A 20,849-nucleotide genomic window follows, 5' to 3' on the forward strand; every position below is an offset into this window, starting at 1 on the left:
TTCAAGCGAAGTGGGTGCCGGTTCGCGTCAAGAAAACGCGTCAAAACAAGAATCTAGACGCCTAGTTGCCGCCCCAGCGTGACAAAAATCCCCGCCAGCCGCCGGCTTGGGCCTTGGGCGGGCCGATTTGTTCCGCGAATTCGTCGGGGGCGCCCTCGTCGTCGACCCCGGGATCGTCCGGCGCCCGAATGAGAGGAATGACCGCCGGAATGGGAGTTGGAACAGCCTTCGGAATGTCCTGCCGTGACCGGAACAAGGGGGCCGGCCGGCTTGGCGCCGATTCGGCCGGCTTGGGCGGGGCGGGCGTTGGCGCGGGGACCGCCTCGGGGCGGGTCGGTTCGGCGGGAGCAACCTCGGCGGTGGCAGCCGGTGGAGGCGCATTATCCTGCTCGGCAGTCGGCGCAGGAGCTGAAGCAGCGGGCGCCGCGGAAGGTGCGGGGTCGACGGGCAACGGAACCGGCTTCTCCTCGTCGACATCCTTTGGCGGCGCGAGCACGACGGCGCGGCGCGGGGTTGCCAGCATGGCTTCCTCGAACGGCGAGGATTCGATCGCAGGCCCCTTGTCGGACGGCAGCGCCGCGACGGGGGTCTGCCACTGGAAGGCATCGAGCCTGCCGGTAACCGGCGAAACCGGCCGCCAGCGATCACTGACATAACCGTCGGCGGTCCAGGCCGGATCGTGCAGCGCACGCACCGCGCGCAAGGTCCAGGCCCGCGCCCGGCCACTGTCGCCATGCTCGGTGCGCTCAATCTCCGCCATCAGCAGCGCGACCCGTTGCGTCGGAGCTGCGATGAACGGCGCCAGCGCCTCCCGCGCTTTTGTAAACTCGGACGCGTCGATCGCGGCGCGCGCAATCGCCAATGCACCCTCGATGTGGTCAGGCGCTTTCGCGGCGAGCGTCTCGACGCGAACCAGCCGTTGCCGCGCGGAATCGCCGAGCTTCACATGCGCATAGGCGTCGGCCAGATCGGGATGCGGCTGCGCCAGCCACGCCGTCTCGACGAGGCGCATCGAACGCCGCACCTGGTGCGCCTCGCTTTCGAACTTGCTCGCCAGCACCGCGGCCGGCACCAAGGTCGGCGCCAGCTTGACCGCTTCCATCACGCTCTCGCGCGCCAGATCGCGATCGACCTTTTCGAGTTCGAGCGCGCGTGCCGTCAGCAGCACGCCGCGATGCCGGCGATAAGTCGCCTTGTCGATCAGTCCGGCCGATTGATTGTTGTCGAGGATTTTCAGCGCGCCGGCCCAGTCGCCCTTCGCGCAGCAGAAGCCGAGCACCGCATGCGACGCCCATGACGAGGACGGCGACAATTTCAGCGCTTCCTCGGCGACCATCACGGCTGCGACCGGATCGTCGGCGCGCTGCGCCTCGATGAACAGGCCGCGCAGGCCCAACAGCCGCGTGTCCTCGCGCTCGGCCATGGCGCGGAAGGCGCGCTGCGCGCCCTCGCGATCGCCATCGAGCTGCGCCGACTGCGCATGCAGCAGCAGGGCCAGCGGATCGTGCGCCGCATGTTTGCGCGCCGCCTCGGCATGGATGCGGGCGGCGGTGGAATCACCATGGCCGATCGCCAGCAGCCCTTGCGTGATCGCATGCCGGCCGCGGGCCTGACGCCGTTCACGCCGGTTGCGCCGCATACGCGCCGGCGTGCGCCACGCGCCGCGCAGGATCGCCCAAATCATCATCGCCGCAACGACGACAATGCCCAGCGCCAGCACGAACACCGGCAGCGTGGTCTGAACGCGATAGCCGCCCCATGACAGCACGGCATCGCCGGTCTGTTCGGCAATCCAGGCCGCGCCGGCCGCTCCCAGCGCGATCAACAACAGAAACAGAATGATCCGGACCATTGAAATCCTTACTGCGAAATCCTTATTGCGCCGGTTTGGCGAGCGCCGCCATGGCGTCGGTCGCAAATTGACGGGATGCGGCCAGCGCGGCGTCGCGCGCGTCGGCCCGTTCAAGCCAGGATTGCGCCGCGGCGCGATCGGCCGGCTCCAGCGTCTTCAATTCCCGCCGCGCCTCGTTGAAATCATTTCGCAGCGCCGCCGCCGTGATCCGCGCCACCACGGCGCCGCGATCGCTGCCGGCGGGATCGGTGCGTTCGATCTTGACCAGTTTCGCCGCGCCCGCCTGCAGGCGTTCGACAATGCCGGCGCCGGTCGTCGTGGCATTGCTCTGTTGCGCGGCCGGCAACAGTTTTGGCACCAACGCCAGCAGTTCGCTGCTCAGCTTGCCGGCGTTCGGCACGCCCTTCTCCGCAAACTGATCGAGCGGCTTCAAGGCATCCGGACTGGGCGCCAGCGCTTTGGTCGCGGCGAGCGCCGCCGGATAGGGATCGCCGATCCGGACCAGCACATCGAGCAGAGCTCCCGCCACCAGGCGGCGCAGCGCCACGTCGTCGGCAGGCTTGGCGTCGGCCTTGGCATCGGCAAGCTTGCTGCCTTGCTGCGCAATCTCGGCGCCCTGCGTCCGTACCTGGCTTTCGATCTTCGCGATGCGTTCATCGAGCCCCGAAATATCCGGCGACACCGCGCCGTCGCCGCGCGGGGCGGACTTCACATCATTGATGGCGGACGCCAGCTTCTCGCCTTGCGCCCGCGTTGCCGCGAGTTCGGCGCGCAGCGCCGCGACTGTTTTTTCCAGGGTCTCGGTGCGCGCGGCAGCCGCCGGATCGGGTACGGGCTTGCCGACCTTTGGCTCCAGTCCGGCGACACGCGTGGTGAGCGCGTCGATAGCGGTGCTGAGCTGCGGGGCAGGCGGCGCGGAGGCGGGCTGGATTGCAGGCCAACCCAGCATCGAGCCGACGCCAATCACCAGCGCAGCCGCGACTGCGCCGGAGACCGGCGCGACGATCCAGGGCGAGACAGGCCGGGACGGCGGCTCCGCGACCGCAGGCCTCTCGACCGAAGGCTCCTCAACTGAAGGCTCTTCAATTGAAGCCTTGGCGACCTCGGGCGCGGCCTCAGCCACCGGCTCGGGTGCTGCCTCGGCAGAACCCTTCGTCTCGCTCGACACTTCGGTCGCCTTGAGATCGATGGTCGGCGGCTCGCGCTTCGGCCGGCCCGAATCGGGCAGCGATCCAGTGTCTTCGGGCCTGTCATCGACCATCACGGCGGTTCCCTTGAATGGTTAGGTTCCGGAACTTAGCAGAATCGGGACGTCTTAGAGCATGATCCGGCAGTGGCGGCACCGGTTTTCCGATAAGACCATGCTCAGACTTAAAGATTAGAGCACGAACGGCTAGCCAGACCGCGGTTGCAACGCCCGGCCCAGCGCCTCGAACAGGGCATTTTCGTCCGGCGAAGCCGCCGCCGTGACCTGGGTCGCACCGCCGTCCCGCAGGACCGCGGCGACGGCCGGCGAAATGCAGCATTGCGGCAGCGCCAATGCCGAGATTTCGACGCCGCCTGCGCGCGCCGCCTCCAGGAATGCCCGCGCGCTGCGCCGCGAGTAATGCAGCACGGCCTCGATCTCATGCGCCACAAAGGCGTCACATACCTCCTGCGGCAGCCTGGGCGCCGGCACCATCCGGTAGGTGGTCTGCGTCACCACCGTAAAGCCGCTCTCGCCGAGCTCGCTCGCCAAGTCACGCGCGAGATCGGCGCCGGCAAGGTAGAGGATCGGGCTGGCCTTCTTCAGTTGCTTCGACTTCGCCCGCGCCAGCACCAGATCGCGCAACGCGCCGGCGTCGCCCTTTGACGCGATTACCTCGCCAAACCCGGCATCGCGCGCCGCTTCTGCGGTATTTTCGCCAACCGCGAACAGGGGCAGTTTGACGAGCCGGCTGGCGGCCAGATGTGGCGCGATGGCGCGCAATGCGTTGGCGCTGGTGACGATGACGGCGCCATAATTTGCATCCGCATCGTCCTGGAACGGCACCGGCTCGAACCGCAGCATCGGCGCGCGCAGGACCTCAAAACCCCTGGCACGGAGGGCCTTGGCCGTCGTCTCATCATCGGGGCTTGGTCGCGTGACGAGAACGGCCATATTTCAGATCTCCGCCAACACGGCATACCCAAGCGATTGCACGCCGTCACCTCGTAATGCTACCCGGTTACGGAAGCGTTGCGATAGCGCAAGGGATCAAATTGGACAACGACACGCCGATGCTGGTGCTGGGTATCGAAACCACCTGCGATGAAACCGCAGCCGCCGTGGTGGAACGCCAGAGCGACGGCAGCGGCAAGATTCTGTCCAACATCGTGCGCTCGCAGACCACGGAGCACGCCCGTTTCGGCGGCGTGGTGCCGGAGATCGCGGCGCGGGCCCATGTCGACCTGCTCGATGGCATCGTTGGCCAGGCGATGAAGGACGCCAACACCGGCTTTGCGCAATTGTCGGCGGTGGCGGCCGCCGCCGGCCCCGGCCTGATCGGCGGCGTGATCGTCGGCCTCACCACGGCCAAGGCAATCGCGATGGTGCACGATACGCCGCTGATTGCGGTCAATCATCTCGAAGCCCACGCCTTGACGCCGCGGCTCACTTGCGCGCTCGCCTTTCCCTATTGCCTGTTCCTGGCGTCCGGCGGGCATACCCAGATCGTCGCCGTGGTCGGCGTCGGCCAATATGTACGGCTCGGCACCACCGTCGATGACGCGATGGGCGAGGCTTTCGACAAGGTCGCAAAAATGCTGTCGCTGCCCTACCCCGGCGGACCGGAGGTCGAACGATCAGCGGCGAGCGGCGACGCCAAACGGTTCGCCTTTCCGCGGCCGATGCTCGGGCGGCCGGATGCGAATTTCTCGCTGTCGGGATTGAAGACGGCGGTTCGCAACGAAGCCAGCCGCATGACGCCGCTGGAACCGCAGGATGTCAGCGATCTCTGCGCCAGTTTTCAGGCCGCGGTGCTGGAATCGACGGCGGACCGGCTGAGCGTCGGCCTGCGCCTGTTTCACGAACAATTCGGCCCGCCTCGCGCACTGGTTGCCGCCGGCGGCGTCGCCGCCAATCACGCCATCCGCGGCGCGTTGCAGGACGTTGCCGCCAAAGCGCAGACCACGCTGATCATTCCGCCGCCCGCACTGTGCACCGATAACGGCGCGATGATCGCCTGGGCCGGCGCAGAACGGATGGCGCTCGGACTGACCGATACGATGGACGCGCCGCCGCGCGCGCGCTGGCTGTTAGATGCCAACGCGACAGCGCCGGCCGGCTACACCAACACGCGCGCGGGATTCTGACATGACGTCGTTTAACTCAGTCGCGGTGATAGGCGCCGGTTCATGGGGGACGGCGCTCGCCGGCGCCGCCGCGCGCGCCGGCCGCGATGTGACACTTTACGCTCGCAACGCCGAAGCTGCCGCGCAAATGAAATCGACGCGCATCAATCCGCGATTGCCTGGCGTGCCCATCGACAGCCGCATCGAGATCACCGGCGACATGATCGCGGCCGCGGCCGCCGACATCGTCCTGATGGCTACGCCCGCGCAGCATCTGCGCGAAACGACGGTGGCGCTGGCGCCCCACCTGAAAAAGAACACGCCCGTCATCGCCACCGCCAAGGGCATCGAGCGCGGTACGCACAAATTCATGACGGAAGTGATCGCGGAAGCTGCACCCGACGCGACACCCGCGATCCTGTCGGGGCCGAGTTTTGCCGATGACGTGGCCCGCGGGCTTCCGACCGCCGTCACGCTGGCGGCGAAAGACGATAGGCTGGCGAGCGCGCTGGTACAGGCGCTGGGCTCGTCGACCTTCCGGCCCTATCACACCACTGATATCCGCGGCGTTGAGATCGGTGGCGCGGCAAAAAACGTGCTGGCGATCGCCGCCGGCATCGTCGAGGGACGAAAGCTCGGCGCTTCTGCATTGGCAGCGCTCACCACACGTGGCTTCAGCGAACTGGCAAGGCTCGGCCGCGCCTGCGGCGCGCGCAGCGAGACCCTGGTAGGCCTCTCCGGCCTCGGCGATCTGGTCCTGAGCTGCTCCAGCCTCCAATCGCGCAACTTTACGCTCGGCATTGCACTCGGCCGCGGCGAACAGCCGGACCGCGACAAGCTCGCCGAAGGCGAGTTCACCGCGCCAGTGCTGATCGAACTGGCGGCTTCGCAAAATGTCGATATGCCGGTATCAAAAGCGGTTGCGGCGATACTTGGCGGCAAGGTCACGATCGACGCGGCGATCGAAGGCCTGCTGACGCGGCCGTTCAAGGCGGAGGAATGACGATGGCGTACTGGCTGGTAAAATCCGAACCCTCAACCTGGTCATGGGACCAGCAGGTCGCCAAGGGCGCAAAGGGCGAGGCCTGGACCGGCGTGCGCAATTTCACCGCACGCCAAAACCTCGTGAACATGAAGAAGGGCGACAAGGCCTTCTTCTATCATTCCAACGAGGGCAAGGAGATCGTCGGCATCGCGGAAGTTATCAAGGAGGCCTATCCCGACCCCTCCGACAAGACCGGCAAATTCGTCTGCGTCGACATCAAGGCGGACAAGCCGTTGAAGACGCCGGTGACGATGGCCGCGATCAAGGCCGACAAGAAACTCGCCGACATGGCGCTGGTGAAATATTCGCGGCTGTCGGTGCAGCCGGTGACGGCGGAAGAGTGGAAGATGGTCTGCAAGATGGGCGGCGTGTAGGGCTCACTTTCCCTCTCCCCTTGTGGGAGAGGGTGGATCAATCGCGCGAAGCACGATTGAGACGGGTGAGGGGTCTGTCTCCGCGGAAAGAACCCCTCATCCGGCGCTTCGCGCCACCTTCTCCCACAAGGGGAGAAGGGAAGAATCAGGCGGCCGCCGCCGTCACCACCTGCGCCAGCAGCGCCTCGCGCTTGGCTTGCGTGCGGTAGCCCTTCATCGTCGCGGCAAAACGTTCGAGGATGCCGTCCTCGAACGCGGTGACGATGGTGTCGTGCACATAACTCTTGCGGCAGATCGCGGGCGTGTTCGACAGTTCGTCGGCAGCGGCGCGCACCGCATCCAGCACCTGCTTCTTGCGGCCGCGCTCGCTTGCTGCGGGCGTTATCCGCGACAGCGATTCCAGCACCACGGCGGATGCCATCAGGGTGCGAAAGTCCTTCAGCGAAATCTTGATGCCGGCGATCTCGCGCAGGAACGCATTCACCGTGGTGGTCGAAACCGTGCGTACGGTGCCGGAATTGTCGCGGTACTGGAACATGCGCTTGCCTGGCACGGTGCGCAGGATGCCGATGGCGCGCACCAGCTTGGCGGCGTCGCATTCCTTGCGCACGGCCTTGCCGCCCTTGGCCTTGAAGGTCAGGACGAAGCTGTCGTCTTCCAGCGTGACGTTGGACTTCAACATCGTGGTGGCGCCGCGGGTGCCGTTGAGGCGGGCGTAGGATTCGTTGCCCGGCCGGATTGCGGTGCGGGCGATCAGTTCGATCACCGCCGAGAGCGCGAACTCGCGCGTCGGCTCGTCGCCGGACAGATAGGCCGAGACCTTGCGGCGGATCTTCGGCAAGGCCGCCACCAGCCGCGCCAGGCGATGCGCCTTGCGCTGCTCGCGGACCTTTTCCCAATCGACGTGATAGCGATACTGCAGCCGCCCTGCCGCATCGATGCCGACGGCCTGCAGGTGCGAACTCGGATCGGCCGAATAGCGCACGTCGCGATAGGCCGGCGGCACCGCCATCGAATGCAGGCGGCGGATGGTGCCGGCATGGCGGATCTGGGTGCCGTTGGCGCGATGGAATGAATAGCCCTTGCCGCGCTTGACGCGGCGGATGGTCAGCCCGTTCTGGTCGCCGAGCTTGAGGCCGAGTTCACTGGCCAGGTCTTCGACGGAGGTTTTGGCAATGATGTGCGGCTTTGCCGCGGACGGCGTGACCGGCACCTTCGGCAATTGCCCAAGCGCTTCGGCCAATGCAACGGCGGGATCGGCGGAAACGGGCCGCGTAGCCTCGAAACTCTGCTGATCCATCATGACCGTTATCGCCTTGCTCCACCTGTCTGCCGGCAATGCCTGTTGTTGTGGCTTGGTTCCGGAGGGCCGTCCGGCCCCGGGGAGGCCATTTAGGGGGTAATGAACCGCTTTGCGAGTCCCGATTCCGTCATTGACGGTTATTAGATACCGATCATGGGTGCCATTCCGGCGATAGCGTTGATTTTGGACTCCACCAAAACCTGAAAATGCCGGCGATCTTGATCAGGAACAAGGTCCTTAGCCGTCCAGCCGACCAAGGTCGCAGACGTTTCCGCCTTGTCCGGGCATCGTCCCGCGACGCATAATCGCTGTAACAATCAGGACGGCTTGCGGGCCCGCAGCATGTGCGGCGCCGCAACGAGTGGGAGGGTAAAAATGTCCGAGAAGATCTACGACGTACCAGCCGATTGGGCGAAGCGCGCCTACGCCGACGACGCCAAGTACCGCGAGATGTACGCCCGCTCGGTCAATGATCCCAACGGCTTCTGGGCCGAACAGGCCAAGCGCATCGACTGGATGAAGCCCTTCCACAAGGTCGAAAACGCCTCCTTCGCCCCCGGCAACATCTCGATCAAATGGTTCGAGGACGGCGTCCTGAACGCCGCCTGGAACTGCATCGACCGCCATCTCGACAAGCGCGGCGACCAGACCGCGATCATCTGGGAAGGCGACGATCCCTCGCAATCCAGGCACATCACTTACCGGCAGCTGCACGACGAAGTCTGCAAGATGGCCAACATCCTGCGGACGCGGAACGTCAAGAAGGGCGACCGCGTCACGATCTATCTGCCGATGATCCCGGAAGCGGCCTATGCGATGCTGGCATGCGCACGGATCGGCGCCATTCATTCCGTGGTGTTCGCCGGCTTCTCGCCCGACAGCCTCGCCCAGCGCATCACCGACTGCCAGTCCAGGGTCATCATCACCGCCGACGAGGGACTGCGCGGCGGCAAGAAGGTGCCGCTGAAGGCCAATGTCGATGCGGCGCTCGAGAAGGCCGGCGACGTCGACTGGGTCATCGTGGTCAAACGCACCGGGGCTGCCGTCGACATGAAACTGTCGCGCGACCTCTGGTATCACGAGGCCGCAAAGGTCGTGACAACGGAATGCCCGTGCGAGCATATGCACGCGGAGGATCCGCTGTTCATCCTCTATACGTCGGGCTCGACCGGCCAGCCCAAGGGCGTGCTGCACACCACGGGCGGCTATCTCGTCTACGCGGCGATAACGCATCAATACGTATTCGACTATCACGACGGCGACATCTTCTGGTGCACCGCCGACGTCGGCTGGGTCACCGGCCACAGCTACATCGTCTACGGACCGCTCGCGAACGGCGCCACCACGCTGATGTTCGAAGGCGTGCCGAACTATCCTGACAATTCGCGCTTCTGGAACGTCATCGACAAGCACAACGTCAACATCTTCTACACCGCACCAACGGCAATCCGCGCGCTGATGCAGAGCGGCGACGAACCGGTGAAGAAGACCTCGCGCAAGAGCTTGCGTCTGCTCGGCACCGTCGGCGAGCCGATCAATCCGGAAGCCTGGGAATGGTACTATCGCGTGGTCGGCGACAGCCGCTGCCCGATCGTCGATACCTGGTGGCAGACCGAGACCGGCGGCATCCTGATCACACCACTGCCGGGCGCGACAAAACTCAAGCCGGGTTCGGCGACGCGGCCGTTCTTCGGCGTGGTGCCTGAGATCGTCGATGCCGACGGCAAGGTGCTGGAGGGCGAAGCCACAGGCAATCTCTGCCTCATCAAGTCCTGGCCGGGGATGATGCGCACGGTCTATGGCGATCACGCCCGTTTCGAGCAGACCTATTTCTCGACCTACAAGGGCAAATATTTCACCGGCGACGGCTGCCGTCGGGATGCCGACGGCTACTACTGGATCACCGGCCGCGTCGACGACGTCATCAACGTGTCAGGCCATCGCATGGGCACCGCCGAGGTCGAGAGCTCGCTGGTGGCGCATGCCAAGGTGTCGGAAGCCGCCGTGGTCGGCTATCCCCACGACATCAAGGGCCAGGGCATCTATGCCTATGTGACCCTGATGGCCGGCACCGAGCCAACTGAAGAATTGCGCAAGGAGCTGGTGGCCTGGGTGCGCAAGGACATCGGCCCGATCGCCTCGCCCGATCAGATCCAGTTCGCACCGGGCCTGCCGAAAACCCGTTCCGGCAAGATCATGCGCCGTATCCTGCGCAAGATCGCCGAGGATGAACCCTCCAGCCTCGGCGATACCTCGACGCTCGCCGACCCGCACGTGGTCGAAGATCTCGTGCAGAACCGGCAGAACAAGAAGGGCGCGCCGGCGTAAGGCCCGCCGGAGCAAGGCTCTCGCTCCGGGACCCCGGGGCGAGGCAGGCGATCCCATCGCACTCACGCAGTTGTCAGTAGCGAGCCCGCTTCGGCGGGCATTTCGCCGCCATGTGTTGTTTTCCGGTCATTTACTTTATTTCAAACATTTTCTTTGTTCCGCCCAGCGAAACCAGTCTCGAGGCCGGTGTTGAAACCAGCCGGCGAGTCCGCACGACTAAATTGAATGCGGACGAGACAGCGGGCCTTTGAGGCCCGAAAGGACATTTGAGGATCCCCTGAGAGGGCGGGCAGAGTGGAGCTGGGCATGTTGAAAAGGATTGCGGTGGCGCTGGCCGCCACCATGGGTGTGGGCGTTGTGATGTCGTCGGCGGCGCAAGCGCGGCCGGAACTGGTCGGTATCAACGGCGACTACGCGCCGGGCACGATCGTGGTGAAGACCCATGAGCGGCGTCTCTATCTCGTTCTCGAATCCGGACGCGCGATGCGCTATCCGGTCGGCGTCGGCAAGTCCGGCAAGCAGTGGGCAGGCACCACCCGGATCGACGGCAAGTACCTGCATCCGGCATGGTCACCGCCGAATGAAGTGAAGCGCGACAAGCCGAACATGCCCGACGTTATTCCGGGCGGCTCGCCACGCAACCCGATGGGTGTCGCGGCGATGACATTGGCCGGCGGCGAATACGCGATCCACGGCACTAACGTGCCGGGCTCTGTCGGCGGCTTCGTGTCCTACGGCTGCATCCGTATGTTGAACGACGACATCTCCGACCTCTATCAACGCGTATCGGTCGGAACGACCGTGACCGTCACGCGCTGATCCACGGATTTGATTGAACGTAAAAGGCTGCGCGATTGCGCGGCCTTTTCATTTCGGCGGCATTTGGCCCGCATTCGCGCACCAGCCGTTGCGATGGCCGCCGCTGTAGCTGCGGGCATGACCGGCCGCGAGCATCGCCGTCGAAACATTTCCGGTGCGCCTGGTTACAACGTCGGCGACGACGCGGCCGGAATATTTGTCTGGTCCGATATTGAAAATCCTGACATCGCCTTCGCTGAGCATTGCGCGCAACGCGCCCGTCGCAGCCTCGGCCATCTGCAGCTCCTGCGGGCACGACGCCTTCAACTCGGGCGCATCGATACCGCGCAAGCGGATACGCGTGGTCGGATCGAGGCCAGGCTCCAGATGAACCCGAGCCTCAAACGTGTCGCCATCGATGGTGCGGATCACATCGACGGGGTGACGCACATCAGAATTGCCGCCGCGCTTCCAGACCATCTCGGCATTGCGCGCCGCCTGGCTATCGACGGAATTCGACGCAGGCCATCGCAGCCATTGCCGCACCGGCAGCATCGTCCCGGCCGCTACGCAAGCGACGAATACCCAAGGCAGGGCCGCCGAAAACCAGCGGCGCCGGGAACCCCGGCGCGGAGGCCGATATGCATTTATTCTCTCGTATGGGGACATATTCCCCGACTAAGGGCTGAGTCGGGGCATCCGGCAAGGGCCCATTGCTATCCCTTTTGCTATCCCTTGGACCTCAAAAATCCGACGCGATCCCTTTGCGCTCCCAATCGCCATAGCGGGTCGGTTCCGGGCCCTTCGGACCCTGAAATTCCTTCTGCTGCGGCGTGGCGCTGGCCGCGGCGGCCTTGCGGCGCGCGTCGGCCTCGGCCAGCGCGCGCTCGGCGGCGGGCGTCAGCTTCTTGCGTTCCGCGACGGGCGCGGGGAATGAGGGACTGTCGGTCATCGCAGTTCTCCTCTTAGCACAGGGATGAGCGCACAGATGACATCACATTCGCGAAATTGTCTGTGGCGATTCTTACATTTGGCATATTCGCATGCCAAACGGACTTTCATTCCAATGGCATGAGCCAGAACCTTTCCGCTTTCCGAGACATTGCCGCTTCATGCCACCTTCCAGATTCGCAGTACCTGCCGAAGTGCCCGGTCTCGCGGCACGCCGGATCGCGGCTGACATACTCGACGGCGTACTGCACAAGCACCGCACCCTCGACGACCAGCTTGACGGCGCCGGCGCGCATCCCGGGCTGAAGACGCTAGCCGATCGCGACCGCGCCCTGATGCGGCGGCTGGTGGCGACGATTCTGCGGCGGCTCGGCACGCTCGGTCATTTGCTGTCGCGCCTGCTCGATCGCGGTATCCCGACGGATGCGCCGCGCGCGCAAAGCGCGCTGCTGATCGGCGCCGCGCAGATTCTCTGGATGGACGTCCCCGATCACGCCGCCGTCGATCTCTCGGTGCGGCTGGTGCAATCGGACCGACGCGCCGCGAAATATGCCGGCCTCGTCAACGCGGTGCTGCGCCGCTGTGCCCGCGAGGGGCAGCCGCTGATCGACGAAGTCAAATCGCAGAACCTGGATATTCCGCCATGGCTGCTGGCGCGCTGGATCGGCGCGTATGGCGAGACCACCGCGCGGCAGATGGCGCTCGCCATCGGCCACGAACCATCGCTCGACATCACCGTGAAATCAGACCCGACACAATGGGCAAGCCGTCTGCACGGTGAAACGTTGCCGACCGGCACCGTGCGCACCTTGCTGCAGGGTTCGGTGACCATGCTGCCCGGCTTCACCGAGGGCCAGTGGTGGGTGCAGGACGCTGCCGCTGCGCTGCCGGCGCGGTTGTTCGGCGACGTCGCCGGCAAGACCATTGTCGATCTCTGCGCCGCGCCCGGCGGCAAAACCGCGCAACTGGCGCAAGCCGGCGCGCGCGTCACCGCGGTCGACCGCTCGCCGGCGCGCATGGCGCGGCTGCGTGACAATCTGGCGCGGCTTTCGCTGCAGGCCGACGACGTCGTGACCGATGCCGCCGAGTGGTCCGGTGGCGGCAATGGCGGCTTTGACGGCGTGCTGGTGGACGCGCCCTGCACCTCCACCGGCACCATAAGGCGTCACCCCGACGTGGCCTGGCTGCGTCAGGAAGCCGACATTGCCGCATTGACGGCGTTGCAGAAGCGATTGCTGCAACGGGCGGTCGCGCTGCTCAAACCGGGCGGAACGCTGGTCTATTGCACCTGTTCGCTGGAGCCGGAGGAAGGTGAGCAGGCCATAGCATCCCTGTTGGCCGCCGAATCCGGCATGAGCCGTGCCCCGGTGGAAGCAAGCGAGGTCGCGGGCTTAAGCGAAATCGTGACCGCAAACGGCGATTTGCGGACCCTGCCCTGCCATTTGCCCCATACTGACCCCCGGCTCGGCGGGTTGGATGGATTTTACGCGGCTCGTCTGGTTAAATCCTGATTTTAAACTGGAATTTCTCGGCCTTCGGGGTGATTCGCCGGCTTTCAAGATGGTGTCATCCCGGCGTTTCCGGATTAAAAGGATTCGCCAGAATACCCCTCCCTCCCTAAGCAAGGCACGGCGTGTCGGTCGCTCAACGCAGACGCATCTCGACGCTTATCATGAGCCGCTCGGCGCGGACCGTGATCGCGCGTGCGACCGGCGCTACGGTGGCGGTGTCGCGCTTGTGGCCCGGCCGCGCCGACCGGCTGATCATCGCACCGCATGACCTGCGCACCGCCGACGCCACCCGCGCCGCCGAGATCTATGCCGGCCGTTTCGTGTTCGCCGGCAAGATCGTGACCTGCCATGGCCGCTCGATCTTCGATCTCGAACCGCCGTCGGAAGATTGGGAAGTCGCCCTGCTCGGCTTCGGCTGGCTGCGGCATCTTCGCGCCGCCGACACCGCGCTGACCCGCGCCAATGCCCGCTCGCTGGTCGACGACTGGATCTCGAATCCGGCGCGCAAGCGGCCGCTCGAACGCCGCGCCGACGTGCTGGCGCGCCGCGTGATCTCGCTGTTGTCGCAGGCGCCGCTGGTGCTCGGCGACACCGACGGAAAATTCTATCGCAAATATCTGCGCGGGCTGACCCGCGAGATTCGCTATTTGCGCTACGCGATGCTCGACATCGCCGACGGCGTGTCGCGGCTGCAGGTCCTGATCGCGCTTTGCTACGCTTCGCTGTGCCTTGCCAATCAGGCGCGTCACATCCGTTCCGCCACGCGACGGCTTTCCGACGAATTGCAGCGGCAGATCCTGCCCGACGGCGGGCACATCTCGCGCAATCCCGGCGCGCTGGTCGAGCTGCTCAGCGACCTGCTGCCGCTGCGGCAGACCTTTGCCGCCCGCAACATCGCGCCGCCGCCGGCGCTTTTGAATGCGATCGACCGCATGATGCCGATGCTGCGCTTCTTCCGTCATGGCGACGGCAGTTTTGCGCTGTTCAACGGCATGAGCAACGCGCCCTCGGACCTGGTGGCCACCCTGCTTGCCTATGACGACACCCACGGCGTGCCGATGTCGAACATGCCGCATACCGGCTTCCAGCGCCTCGATGCCGGCACGACGACCGTCATCATGGACGCCGGGCCGCCGCCGCCGCCGAATGTCAGCCAGGAAGCGCATGCCGGTTGCCTCTCGTTCGAATTGTCTTCCGGAGCGAGCCGGATCGTCATCAATTGCGGCATGCCCTCGACCGGCCGCGACAATTGGCGCACCTTTGCGCGCAGCACCGCGGCGCATTCGACCCTGACCTATCACGACACGTCCTCGTGCCAGTTCATCGAACTGTCGGCAATGAAGCGCCTGCTGCAGGGCGCGCCCGTCGTCAGCGGCCCGGCCAACGTGGAAAGCTACCGTGAGGCGGTGGTCGATGGCGATCTCCTGACCACGTCGCATGACGGGTACCTTGCAAAATTCGGCGTCGTGCACCGCCGGGTGCTGATGATCTCCCAGGACGGCGGCAGGCTCGACGGCGAGGACACCATCGCGCCGGCGCCGGGCGCGCGCATCAAGGGCGACCAGACCGATTTTGCCCTGCGGTTTCATCTGCATCCCGCGGTGAAGGCAAGCCGCCTCAGCGACGCGCGCGGCGTCATGCTGGTATTGCCCAACCGCGACGTCTGGACCTTCGAGGCGCTCGACGACAAGGTCGACCTTGAGGACAGCGTATTTCTGGCCGGCAATGACGGCCCCCGCCGCACCGCCCAGATCGTGATCCGCCAGGATTCCCGCCACGCCTCCTCGGTCCGCTGGAGTTTTGTCCGCTCGACGACGACGGCGGCCGGCACGACCGCCCGGCGCAATGCGCGGCGCGAGCCGGAACTGCCGCTTTAAAGAACGACACGCCGCTATCCGTCATGGCCGGGCTTGACCCGGCCATCCACGCCTTTCTGCTCCATTGGGACCAAGACGTGGATGCCCGGGACAAGCCCGGGCATGACGGCCCCTTTCAATTTCGGCGGAAATCCACGTCGACGGCGGTTTCATGTCCCGCAAAACCGTGCTACCCGGCGGCCTTTCCACACAGGACTAAGCCATGACCGACCATCCGCGCCGTATAACCCGCGCCCTGTTGTCCGTTTCCGACAAGACCGGCCTGATCGAATTTGCCAAGGCGCTGGCCGGACATGGCGTCGAGCTCGTCTCCACGGGGGGCACCGCGAAGGCGATCGCGGCGGCCGGGCTACCGGTCAAGGACGTCTCGGACCTGACGGGCTTTCCCGAAATGATGGACGGCCGGGTCAAGACGCTGCACCCCAGGGTGCATGGCGGCCTGCTTGCGATCCGCGACAACAAGGAGCATGCCGACGCGATGAAGGCGCATGGCATCGCGCCGATCGATCTGCTCGTGGTCAACCTCTACCCGTTCGAGGAGACCGTCGACAAAGGCGCGGGCTACGAAGACTGCATCGAGAACATCGACATCGGTGGTCCCGCGATGATCCGCGCAGCTGCGAAGAACCACGACGATGTCGCTGTCGTCGTCGAGGCGCAGGACTATCAGGCCGTGCTCGACGAACTCGCCGCCAACAAGGGTGCAACGACGCTGTCGCTGCGCCGGCGCCTTGCCGCAAAAGCCTATGCGCGCACCGCCGCCTATGACGCCGCGATCTCGAACTGGTTCGCGCTTCAGCTCAAGAACGACGCGCCGGATTTCCGCGCCTTCGGCGGCCGCTTAATCCAGTCCTTGCGCTATGGCGAGAACCCGCACCAGACGGCCGCGTTCTATCGCACGCCCGACAAGCGGCCCGGCGTCGCCACCGCGCGGCAAATGCAGGGCAAGGAACTGTCCTACAACAACATCAACGATACCGACGCGGCCTATGAGTGCATCGGCGAATTTGATCCGAAGCGCACAGCGGCATGCGTCATCGTAAAGCATGCGAACCCCTGCGGCGTTGCGGAGGGACCTGATCTCGTCACCGCCTATCGCCGCGCGCTCGCCTGCGACTCGACCTCCGCCTATGGCGGAATCATCGCAGTCAACCGCACGCTCGATGCGGAAGCCGCGCGCGCCATCATCGGCATCTTCACCGAAGTGATCATCGCGCCCGACGCCACCGAAGAAGCAATTTCGATAATCGGCGGCAGGAAGAATTTGCGGCTGCTGCTCGCGGGCGGCCTGCCTGATCCGCGCGCGGCCGGCCTGACCGCCAAGACGGTTGCCGGTGGCCTGCTGGTGCAGAGCCGCGACAATGCCGTCGTTGAGGACATGGATATCAAGGTTGCGACCCGGCGCGCGCCGACGGACGCCGAACTGCGCGATCTCAAATTCGCTTTCCGTGTCGCCAAGCACGTCAAGTCGAACACGATTATTTACGCCAAGGATCTCGCCACCGTCGGCATCGGCGCCGGCCAGATGAGCCGGGTCGATTCCGCACGCATCGCCGCCCGCAAGGCGCTCGATGCCGCGGCTGAACTGAATCTCGCCGAACCCCTGACCAAGGGCTCCGTCGTCGCTTCCGACGCTTTCTTCCCCTTCGCCGACGGCATGCTGGCGTGCATCGAAGCCGGTGCCACCGCCGTGATCCAGCCGGGCGGCTCGATGCGTGATGATGAAGTCATCAAGGCCGCCGACGACCACGGCATCACCATGGTGTTCACCGGCGTGCGCCACTTCAGGCATTGAACGACTGGCTTCGTCATTGCGATCGAAGCTGCGTAGGGTGGGCAAAGGCGCGTTAGCGACGTGCCCACCCTTTTCAAGACATGCTCGACGATAGATGGTGGGCACGCTGTCGCTTTGCCCGCCCTACGGACTGACAGGAGGGCGGGAAGTTCTGCAGCAAACCTCGGGCGCAATGCGTCGCGAGATCACAAACACATATTCGGTCGTCATCACCCGCCTTGTGCGCAATTGCGCACTGGGGCGGGTGATCCAGTATTCCACAGGCAGCAGTGATAGGACCGATAAGCCGCGGCGTACTGGATCCCCCGCCGGAGCCTGTCATCGGGCTCGCCAAAGGCGAGACCCGGTGGCGGGGGACGACGACGTCATCCAGTCGCTCGCCGTCACTCCCTCACCCGCGTCAGCAGCGCCAGGCCTGCAAGGAAAAACACGACCAGCATCGCCATGCCGGCCTTCTGGCTCGCGGTGTATGCCGTGATCGCGCCGATCAAGAGCGGACCGATGAACGACGTCACCTTCCCGGTCAGCGCGAACAGTCCAAAATACTGCGCGATGCGATCTTTCGGCGCGAGACGTATCAGGAGCGTGCGCGACGCCGCCTGCAGCGGGCCGCCGGCCGCGCCGATCAGACATCCGAGCACGAGATAGGCGCGCTCGGCCGCTCCCGAGAACAGCGGGCCGCCCGGCACCGGCGGTGCGACCTTGACGAACAGAATCGAATCCCTGTCGACCAGCAAAATCGCAGCCAACGCAAACAGCAGGATCAGCAAGCTGCCGGCGATGACGCGCTTGGGTCCGAGTTTGTCGTCGAGCTTGCCGCCGAGCCACGCGCCGAAGGTTCCGGCGATGGCCAGCAGAATTCCAAAACTTCCGATCTGGATCGTATGCCAGCCGAACGTGCCGGCGGCGTAGATGCCCCCGAACGCAAACAGCGACACCAGCCCGTCAGTATAGATCATGTTGGCGAGCAGGAACGCCGCCACCGATCTCTGCTTCGGCAATTCGCCGAGCGTCCGCTTCAGCCCGTTCAATCCTTCGCGCAACGCCTCGCGGATCGGACGCTTTGCCGGGTAATCCGGCGTCAGCAGAAACATCGGCAATACGAAGATGATGAACCAGATGCCGGTCAGCGGGCCGGTAATGCGATCGCCCTGGTGGCTGACCGGGTCGAGGCCGAACAGCGGCGCCAGGCCGAAAAGTGTGCGCCCCGTTTCGGGGTTCGCGGCCAGAAAGCCGAGCACCAGGACGAGGCTGAGGATGCCGCCGATATAACCGGTGGCCCATCCGGTGCCGGACAATCGCCCGATTCGATCCGGCGGCACCAGCGTCGGCATCATCGCGTTGTTGAAGACGGTGGCGAATTCGACGCCGACGCTCGCGATCGAATAGGCAAGCAACAGCGCCGGGATGACGCTCGGGTCACCAGGCTTTCCGAACCACATCAAGGAGGCGCCGATCACCAGCAACGCGCCAAAACCGGCGATCCACGGCTTGCGGCGTCCGCTGGCATCGGCAATCGCGCCCAGCACCGGCGACAGCAGCGCGATCATCAGGCCGGCGGCCGCGGTGGCAAATCCCCACAATGCCTGCCCCTGCGCCGGATCCGGCGCGACGAAGCCCGCGAAATAGGGCGCAAATACAAAGGTGGTGATCAGTGTGAAATAAGGCTGCGCGGCCCAATCGAAGAAGATCCAGCTGATGACGGCGGCGCGGCGCGGATATTCCCGCGGTATTTCGGCGCCGGCTGCCTCGGAAGCGATCACCGTCATGTGAGAAATTTCCTTCAAAAGCCTCGCGTGGCATTTTGCCCGTTGAGTCCGAACCCATATAGCATGCGTCACCGGCGCTGGGGGCTGTTGCCAGGCGTCACACAGACTCCAACTGCGGCGGATTTTCGATGGCGGTCTTTTCAATCCGGTGGCGTCGAGTAGCCGCCACATTCGTACTTGCGTTTGCCTTTGGGGCGACGGCCTTCGCGCAGGAACGCCGCTCTTACGCGCCCCCCGATCTCACTACCGTTCGCGCCATCGCGGCCGAGCATGGTTTGGTGGTGGCACAGGAGAGGCTTGCCGCGCAAGTCGGTGCCGATATCCTCCGGCAGGGCGGCAATGCGGTCGACGCCGCGGTCGCCACCGGTTTTGCGCTTGCCGTCACCTATCCGCGCGCCGGAAACATCGGCGGCGGTGGCTTCATGGTGATTCATTCGGCCGGGCGCAACGAGGATGTCGCCATCGATTATCGCGAGACCGCGCCGGGTGCGATCACGTCGGATGTTTTTCTTGGGGCCGACGGCAAGCCCGATACCGACAAGTCGCGCAATTCCGCACTTGGTATCGGCGTGCCCGGCACGGTAGCCGGGCTGGCAGTGGCGCTCGAGAGATACGGCTCCGGCCGTTTCACACTCGCGCAAATCCTCAAACCCGCCATCGAACTGGCGCGCGACGGTTTTGTGGTCGCCGACGACATGGCCGACACGCTGTCGGATATGTACCGCCGAATGGGACGCTGGCCGAATTCGGCAAAGGCGTTGTCCCGCAGCGACGGCACGCCCCTGCAGGAGGGCGACCGGTTGATTCAGGCCGACCTCGCTGCAACATTGTCGGCGATTGCCGATCAGGGGGCGCGCGGATTTTATGAGGGGCCGGTGGCCGAACGGCTGGCAAAGGCTGTCCGCGACGGCGGCGGCCTCATGACGGTGGACGATCTGAAATCCTATCAGGCTGTCATCCGCAGCCCGGTGCGCGGCAGCTACCGCGGCTACGAGATCGTATCGATGCCGCTGCCCTCCTCCGGCGGCACGGTTTTGCTGGAGACGCTGAACATTCTCGAAGGGTTTCCGATGCCGGACATGAAGCAGGGCACCGCGCCTTCGCTCCACGTCATGATCGAAGCCATGAAGCGTGCTTACGCCGACCGCGCGCGCTATCTTGGCGATCCCGCCTTCGTCAACGCACCGGTCAATGTCCTGGTCACCAAGGAATACGCCGCGCGGCAACGCGCCAGTATCGATCTCGATCGCGCGACGCCCGCCGCCGATGTGCTGTCGGTGAGTCCGGCGCGGGAGGGCGCCAACACCACGCATTATTCGGTCGTCGATTCCAGCGGCAATGCGGTCAGCAACACCTACACGCTGAACTTCCCCTACGGCGTCGGCCTGGTCGCCGAGGGCACCGGCGTGCTGCTCAACAACGAGCTCGACGATTTCACCGCAGCACCCGGCGCCTCGAACGCCTTTGGCCTGGTCGGCTTCGAAGCCAATCTGCCCGGCCCTGGAAAGCGGCCATTATCGTCGATGTCGCCGACCATTGTGCTGAAGGACGGCAAGCCGGTGCTGGTAACGGGTACACCCGGCGGCAGCCGCATCATTTCGGCGGTGCTGCAGGTCGTGGTCGACGTGCTCGACTACAACATGGATGTCGCCGCCGCCGTTGCGGCACCGCGGGTTCATCATCAATGGCTGCCCGATGAAGTGCGGGTAGAACGCGGGTTTTCCGACGAGGTGTTAGCCGGGCTGAAGGCGAAAGGCCACAAGGTGATCGAGCCGCTCGGCCAGACGTCGGCGAATTCGATCGCGGTCACGCCGAACGGCCTGCTCGGCGCACCCGACCCCCGCACAAGGGGCGCGGCGGCGGTCGGACAATGAGGACGTGCACTCGTGAGGGACGCGCCGTAATATGCGTCCCCTCTCACAGGAGAGTTTCAG

At 65.2% G+C, this 20,849-nt stretch carries 16 protein-coding genes; 9 read left to right on the top strand and 7 right to left on the bottom strand.

From position 1 onward, the window contains the following. Positions 1 to 61 precede the first annotated feature (61 nt). The 3 genes from V1293_RS23220 to V1293_RS23230 form a co-directional block, all read right to left on the bottom strand. Complete coding sequence (locus V1293_RS23220; RefSeq protein WP_334512516.1) at positions 62 to 1,852, bottom strand: heme biosynthesis protein HemY; 1,791 nt, start codon at positions 1,850 to 1,852, stop codon at positions 62 to 64. 22 nt (positions 1,853 to 1,874) lie between these two features. Further along, positions 1,875 to 3,113 (bottom strand): COG4223 family protein, encoded by a 1,239-nt coding sequence (locus V1293_RS23225; RefSeq protein ID WP_334512518.1) that lies wholly within the window; start codon positions 3,111 to 3,113, stop codon positions 1,875 to 1,877. Positions 3,114 to 3,245: 132 nt separating this feature from the next. After that, on the bottom strand, positions 3,246 to 3,992 hold the full coding sequence (locus V1293_RS23230; protein ID WP_334512519.1) for a uroporphyrinogen-III synthase: 747 nt from the start codon (positions 3,990 to 3,992) through the stop codon (positions 3,246 to 3,248). A gap of 119 nt (positions 3,993 to 4,111) precedes the next feature. On the opposite strand from V1293_RS23230, the gene tsaD reads away from it, so the two are divergent. From tsaD to V1293_RS23245, 3 genes are read left to right on the top strand one after another with little or no spacing between them, the layout of a single operon-like run. Continuing rightward, positions 4,112 to 5,185, top strand: coding sequence for a tRNA (adenosine(37)-N6)-threonylcarbamoyltransferase complex transferase subunit TsaD (gene tsaD, locus V1293_RS23235; protein WP_334516866.1), 1,074 nt, complete (start codon positions 4,112 to 4,114; stop codon positions 5,183 to 5,185). 1 nt (position 5,186) lies between these two features. Continuing rightward, positions 5,187 to 6,167: an NAD(P)H-dependent glycerol-3-phosphate dehydrogenase gene (locus V1293_RS23240; protein ID WP_334512521.1), complete on the top strand. Its 981-nt coding sequence runs from the start codon at positions 5,187 to 5,189 to the stop codon at positions 6,165 to 6,167. Positions 6,168 to 6,169: 2 nt separating this feature from the next. Next, complete coding sequence (locus V1293_RS23245) at positions 6,170 to 6,583, top strand: EVE domain-containing protein (protein ID WP_334512523.1); 414 nt, start codon at positions 6,170 to 6,172, stop codon at positions 6,581 to 6,583. 145 nt (positions 6,584 to 6,728) lie between these two features. Here the strand turns inward: V1293_RS23245 and V1293_RS23250 are convergent, their stop codons facing one another. Further along, positions 6,729 to 7,886, bottom strand: coding sequence for a DNA topoisomerase IB (locus V1293_RS23250; RefSeq protein ID WP_334512526.1), 1,158 nt, complete (start codon positions 7,884 to 7,886; stop codon positions 6,729 to 6,731). Between the two features lie 375 nt (positions 7,887 to 8,261). On the opposite strand from V1293_RS23250, the gene acs reads away from it, so the two are divergent. Further along, positions 8,262 to 10,214 (top strand): acetate--CoA ligase, encoded by a 1,953-nt coding sequence (gene acs / locus V1293_RS23255; protein WP_334512528.1) that lies wholly within the window; start codon positions 8,262 to 8,264, stop codon positions 10,212 to 10,214. Between the two features lie 306 nt (positions 10,215 to 10,520). Next, the gene (locus tag V1293_RS23260; RefSeq protein ID WP_334512530.1) at positions 10,521 to 11,033 is read left to right on the top strand and encodes a L,D-transpeptidase; all 513 of its coding nucleotides are present in this window, start codon (positions 10,521 to 10,523) and stop codon (positions 11,031 to 11,033) included. A gap of 48 nt (positions 11,034 to 11,081) precedes the next feature. Here V1293_RS23260 and V1293_RS23265 read toward each other — a convergent pair whose 3' ends face one another. Beyond that, positions 11,082 to 11,681, bottom strand: coding sequence for a thermonuclease family protein (locus V1293_RS23265; protein WP_442894268.1), 600 nt, complete (start codon positions 11,679 to 11,681; stop codon positions 11,082 to 11,084). A 73-nt stretch (positions 11,682 to 11,754) separates the two neighbouring features. Beyond that, a complete protein-coding gene (locus tag V1293_RS23270) occupies positions 11,755 to 11,964 on the bottom strand; it encodes a DUF1674 domain-containing protein (protein WP_334512532.1) in 210 nt (69 codons plus the stop codon). Between the two features lie 160 nt (positions 11,965 to 12,124). On the opposite strand from V1293_RS23270, the gene V1293_RS23275 reads away from it, so the two are divergent. The 3 genes from V1293_RS23275 (at position 12,125) to purH (ending at position 17,146) form a co-directional block, all read left to right on the top strand. After that, positions 12,125 to 13,474 (top strand): RsmB/NOP family class I SAM-dependent RNA methyltransferase, encoded by a 1,350-nt coding sequence (locus V1293_RS23275; protein WP_334512533.1) that lies wholly within the window; start codon positions 12,125 to 12,127, stop codon positions 13,472 to 13,474. A 161-nt stretch (positions 13,475 to 13,635) separates the two neighbouring features. After that, positions 13,636 to 15,351 carry a heparinase II/III family protein gene (locus tag V1293_RS23280; RefSeq protein WP_334512535.1) on the top strand — a complete coding sequence of 572 codons (1,716 nt, stop codon included), beginning with the start codon at positions 13,636 to 13,638 and terminating at the stop codon, positions 15,349 to 15,351. A 202-nt stretch (positions 15,352 to 15,553) separates the two neighbouring features. Next, positions 15,554 to 17,146, top strand: coding sequence for a bifunctional phosphoribosylaminoimidazolecarboxamide formyltransferase/IMP cyclohydrolase (gene purH, locus V1293_RS23285; RefSeq protein WP_334512537.1), 1,593 nt, complete (start codon positions 15,554 to 15,556; stop codon positions 17,144 to 17,146). A gap of 383 nt (positions 17,147 to 17,529) precedes the next feature. On the opposite strand, the gene V1293_RS23290 is transcribed toward purH, so the two are convergent. Continuing rightward, positions 17,530 to 18,915, bottom strand: coding sequence for an MFS transporter (locus tag V1293_RS23290; protein WP_334512540.1), 1,386 nt, complete (start codon positions 18,913 to 18,915; stop codon positions 17,530 to 17,532). A gap of 128 nt (positions 18,916 to 19,043) precedes the next feature. Here V1293_RS23290 and ggt point away from each other — a divergent pair, with 128 nt between their 5' ends. Beyond that, positions 19,044 to 20,789 carry a gamma-glutamyltransferase gene (gene ggt / locus V1293_RS23295; RefSeq protein ID WP_334512541.1) on the top strand — a complete coding sequence of 582 codons (1,746 nt, stop codon included), beginning with the start codon at positions 19,044 to 19,046 and terminating at the stop codon, positions 20,787 to 20,789. The last annotated feature ends 60 nt before the right edge of the window (positions 20,790 to 20,849 follow it).

This window comes from Bradyrhizobium sp. AZCC 1693 (genome assembly GCF_036924745.1).
GTDB lineage: Bacteria > Pseudomonadota > Alphaproteobacteria > Rhizobiales > Xanthobacteraceae > Bradyrhizobium.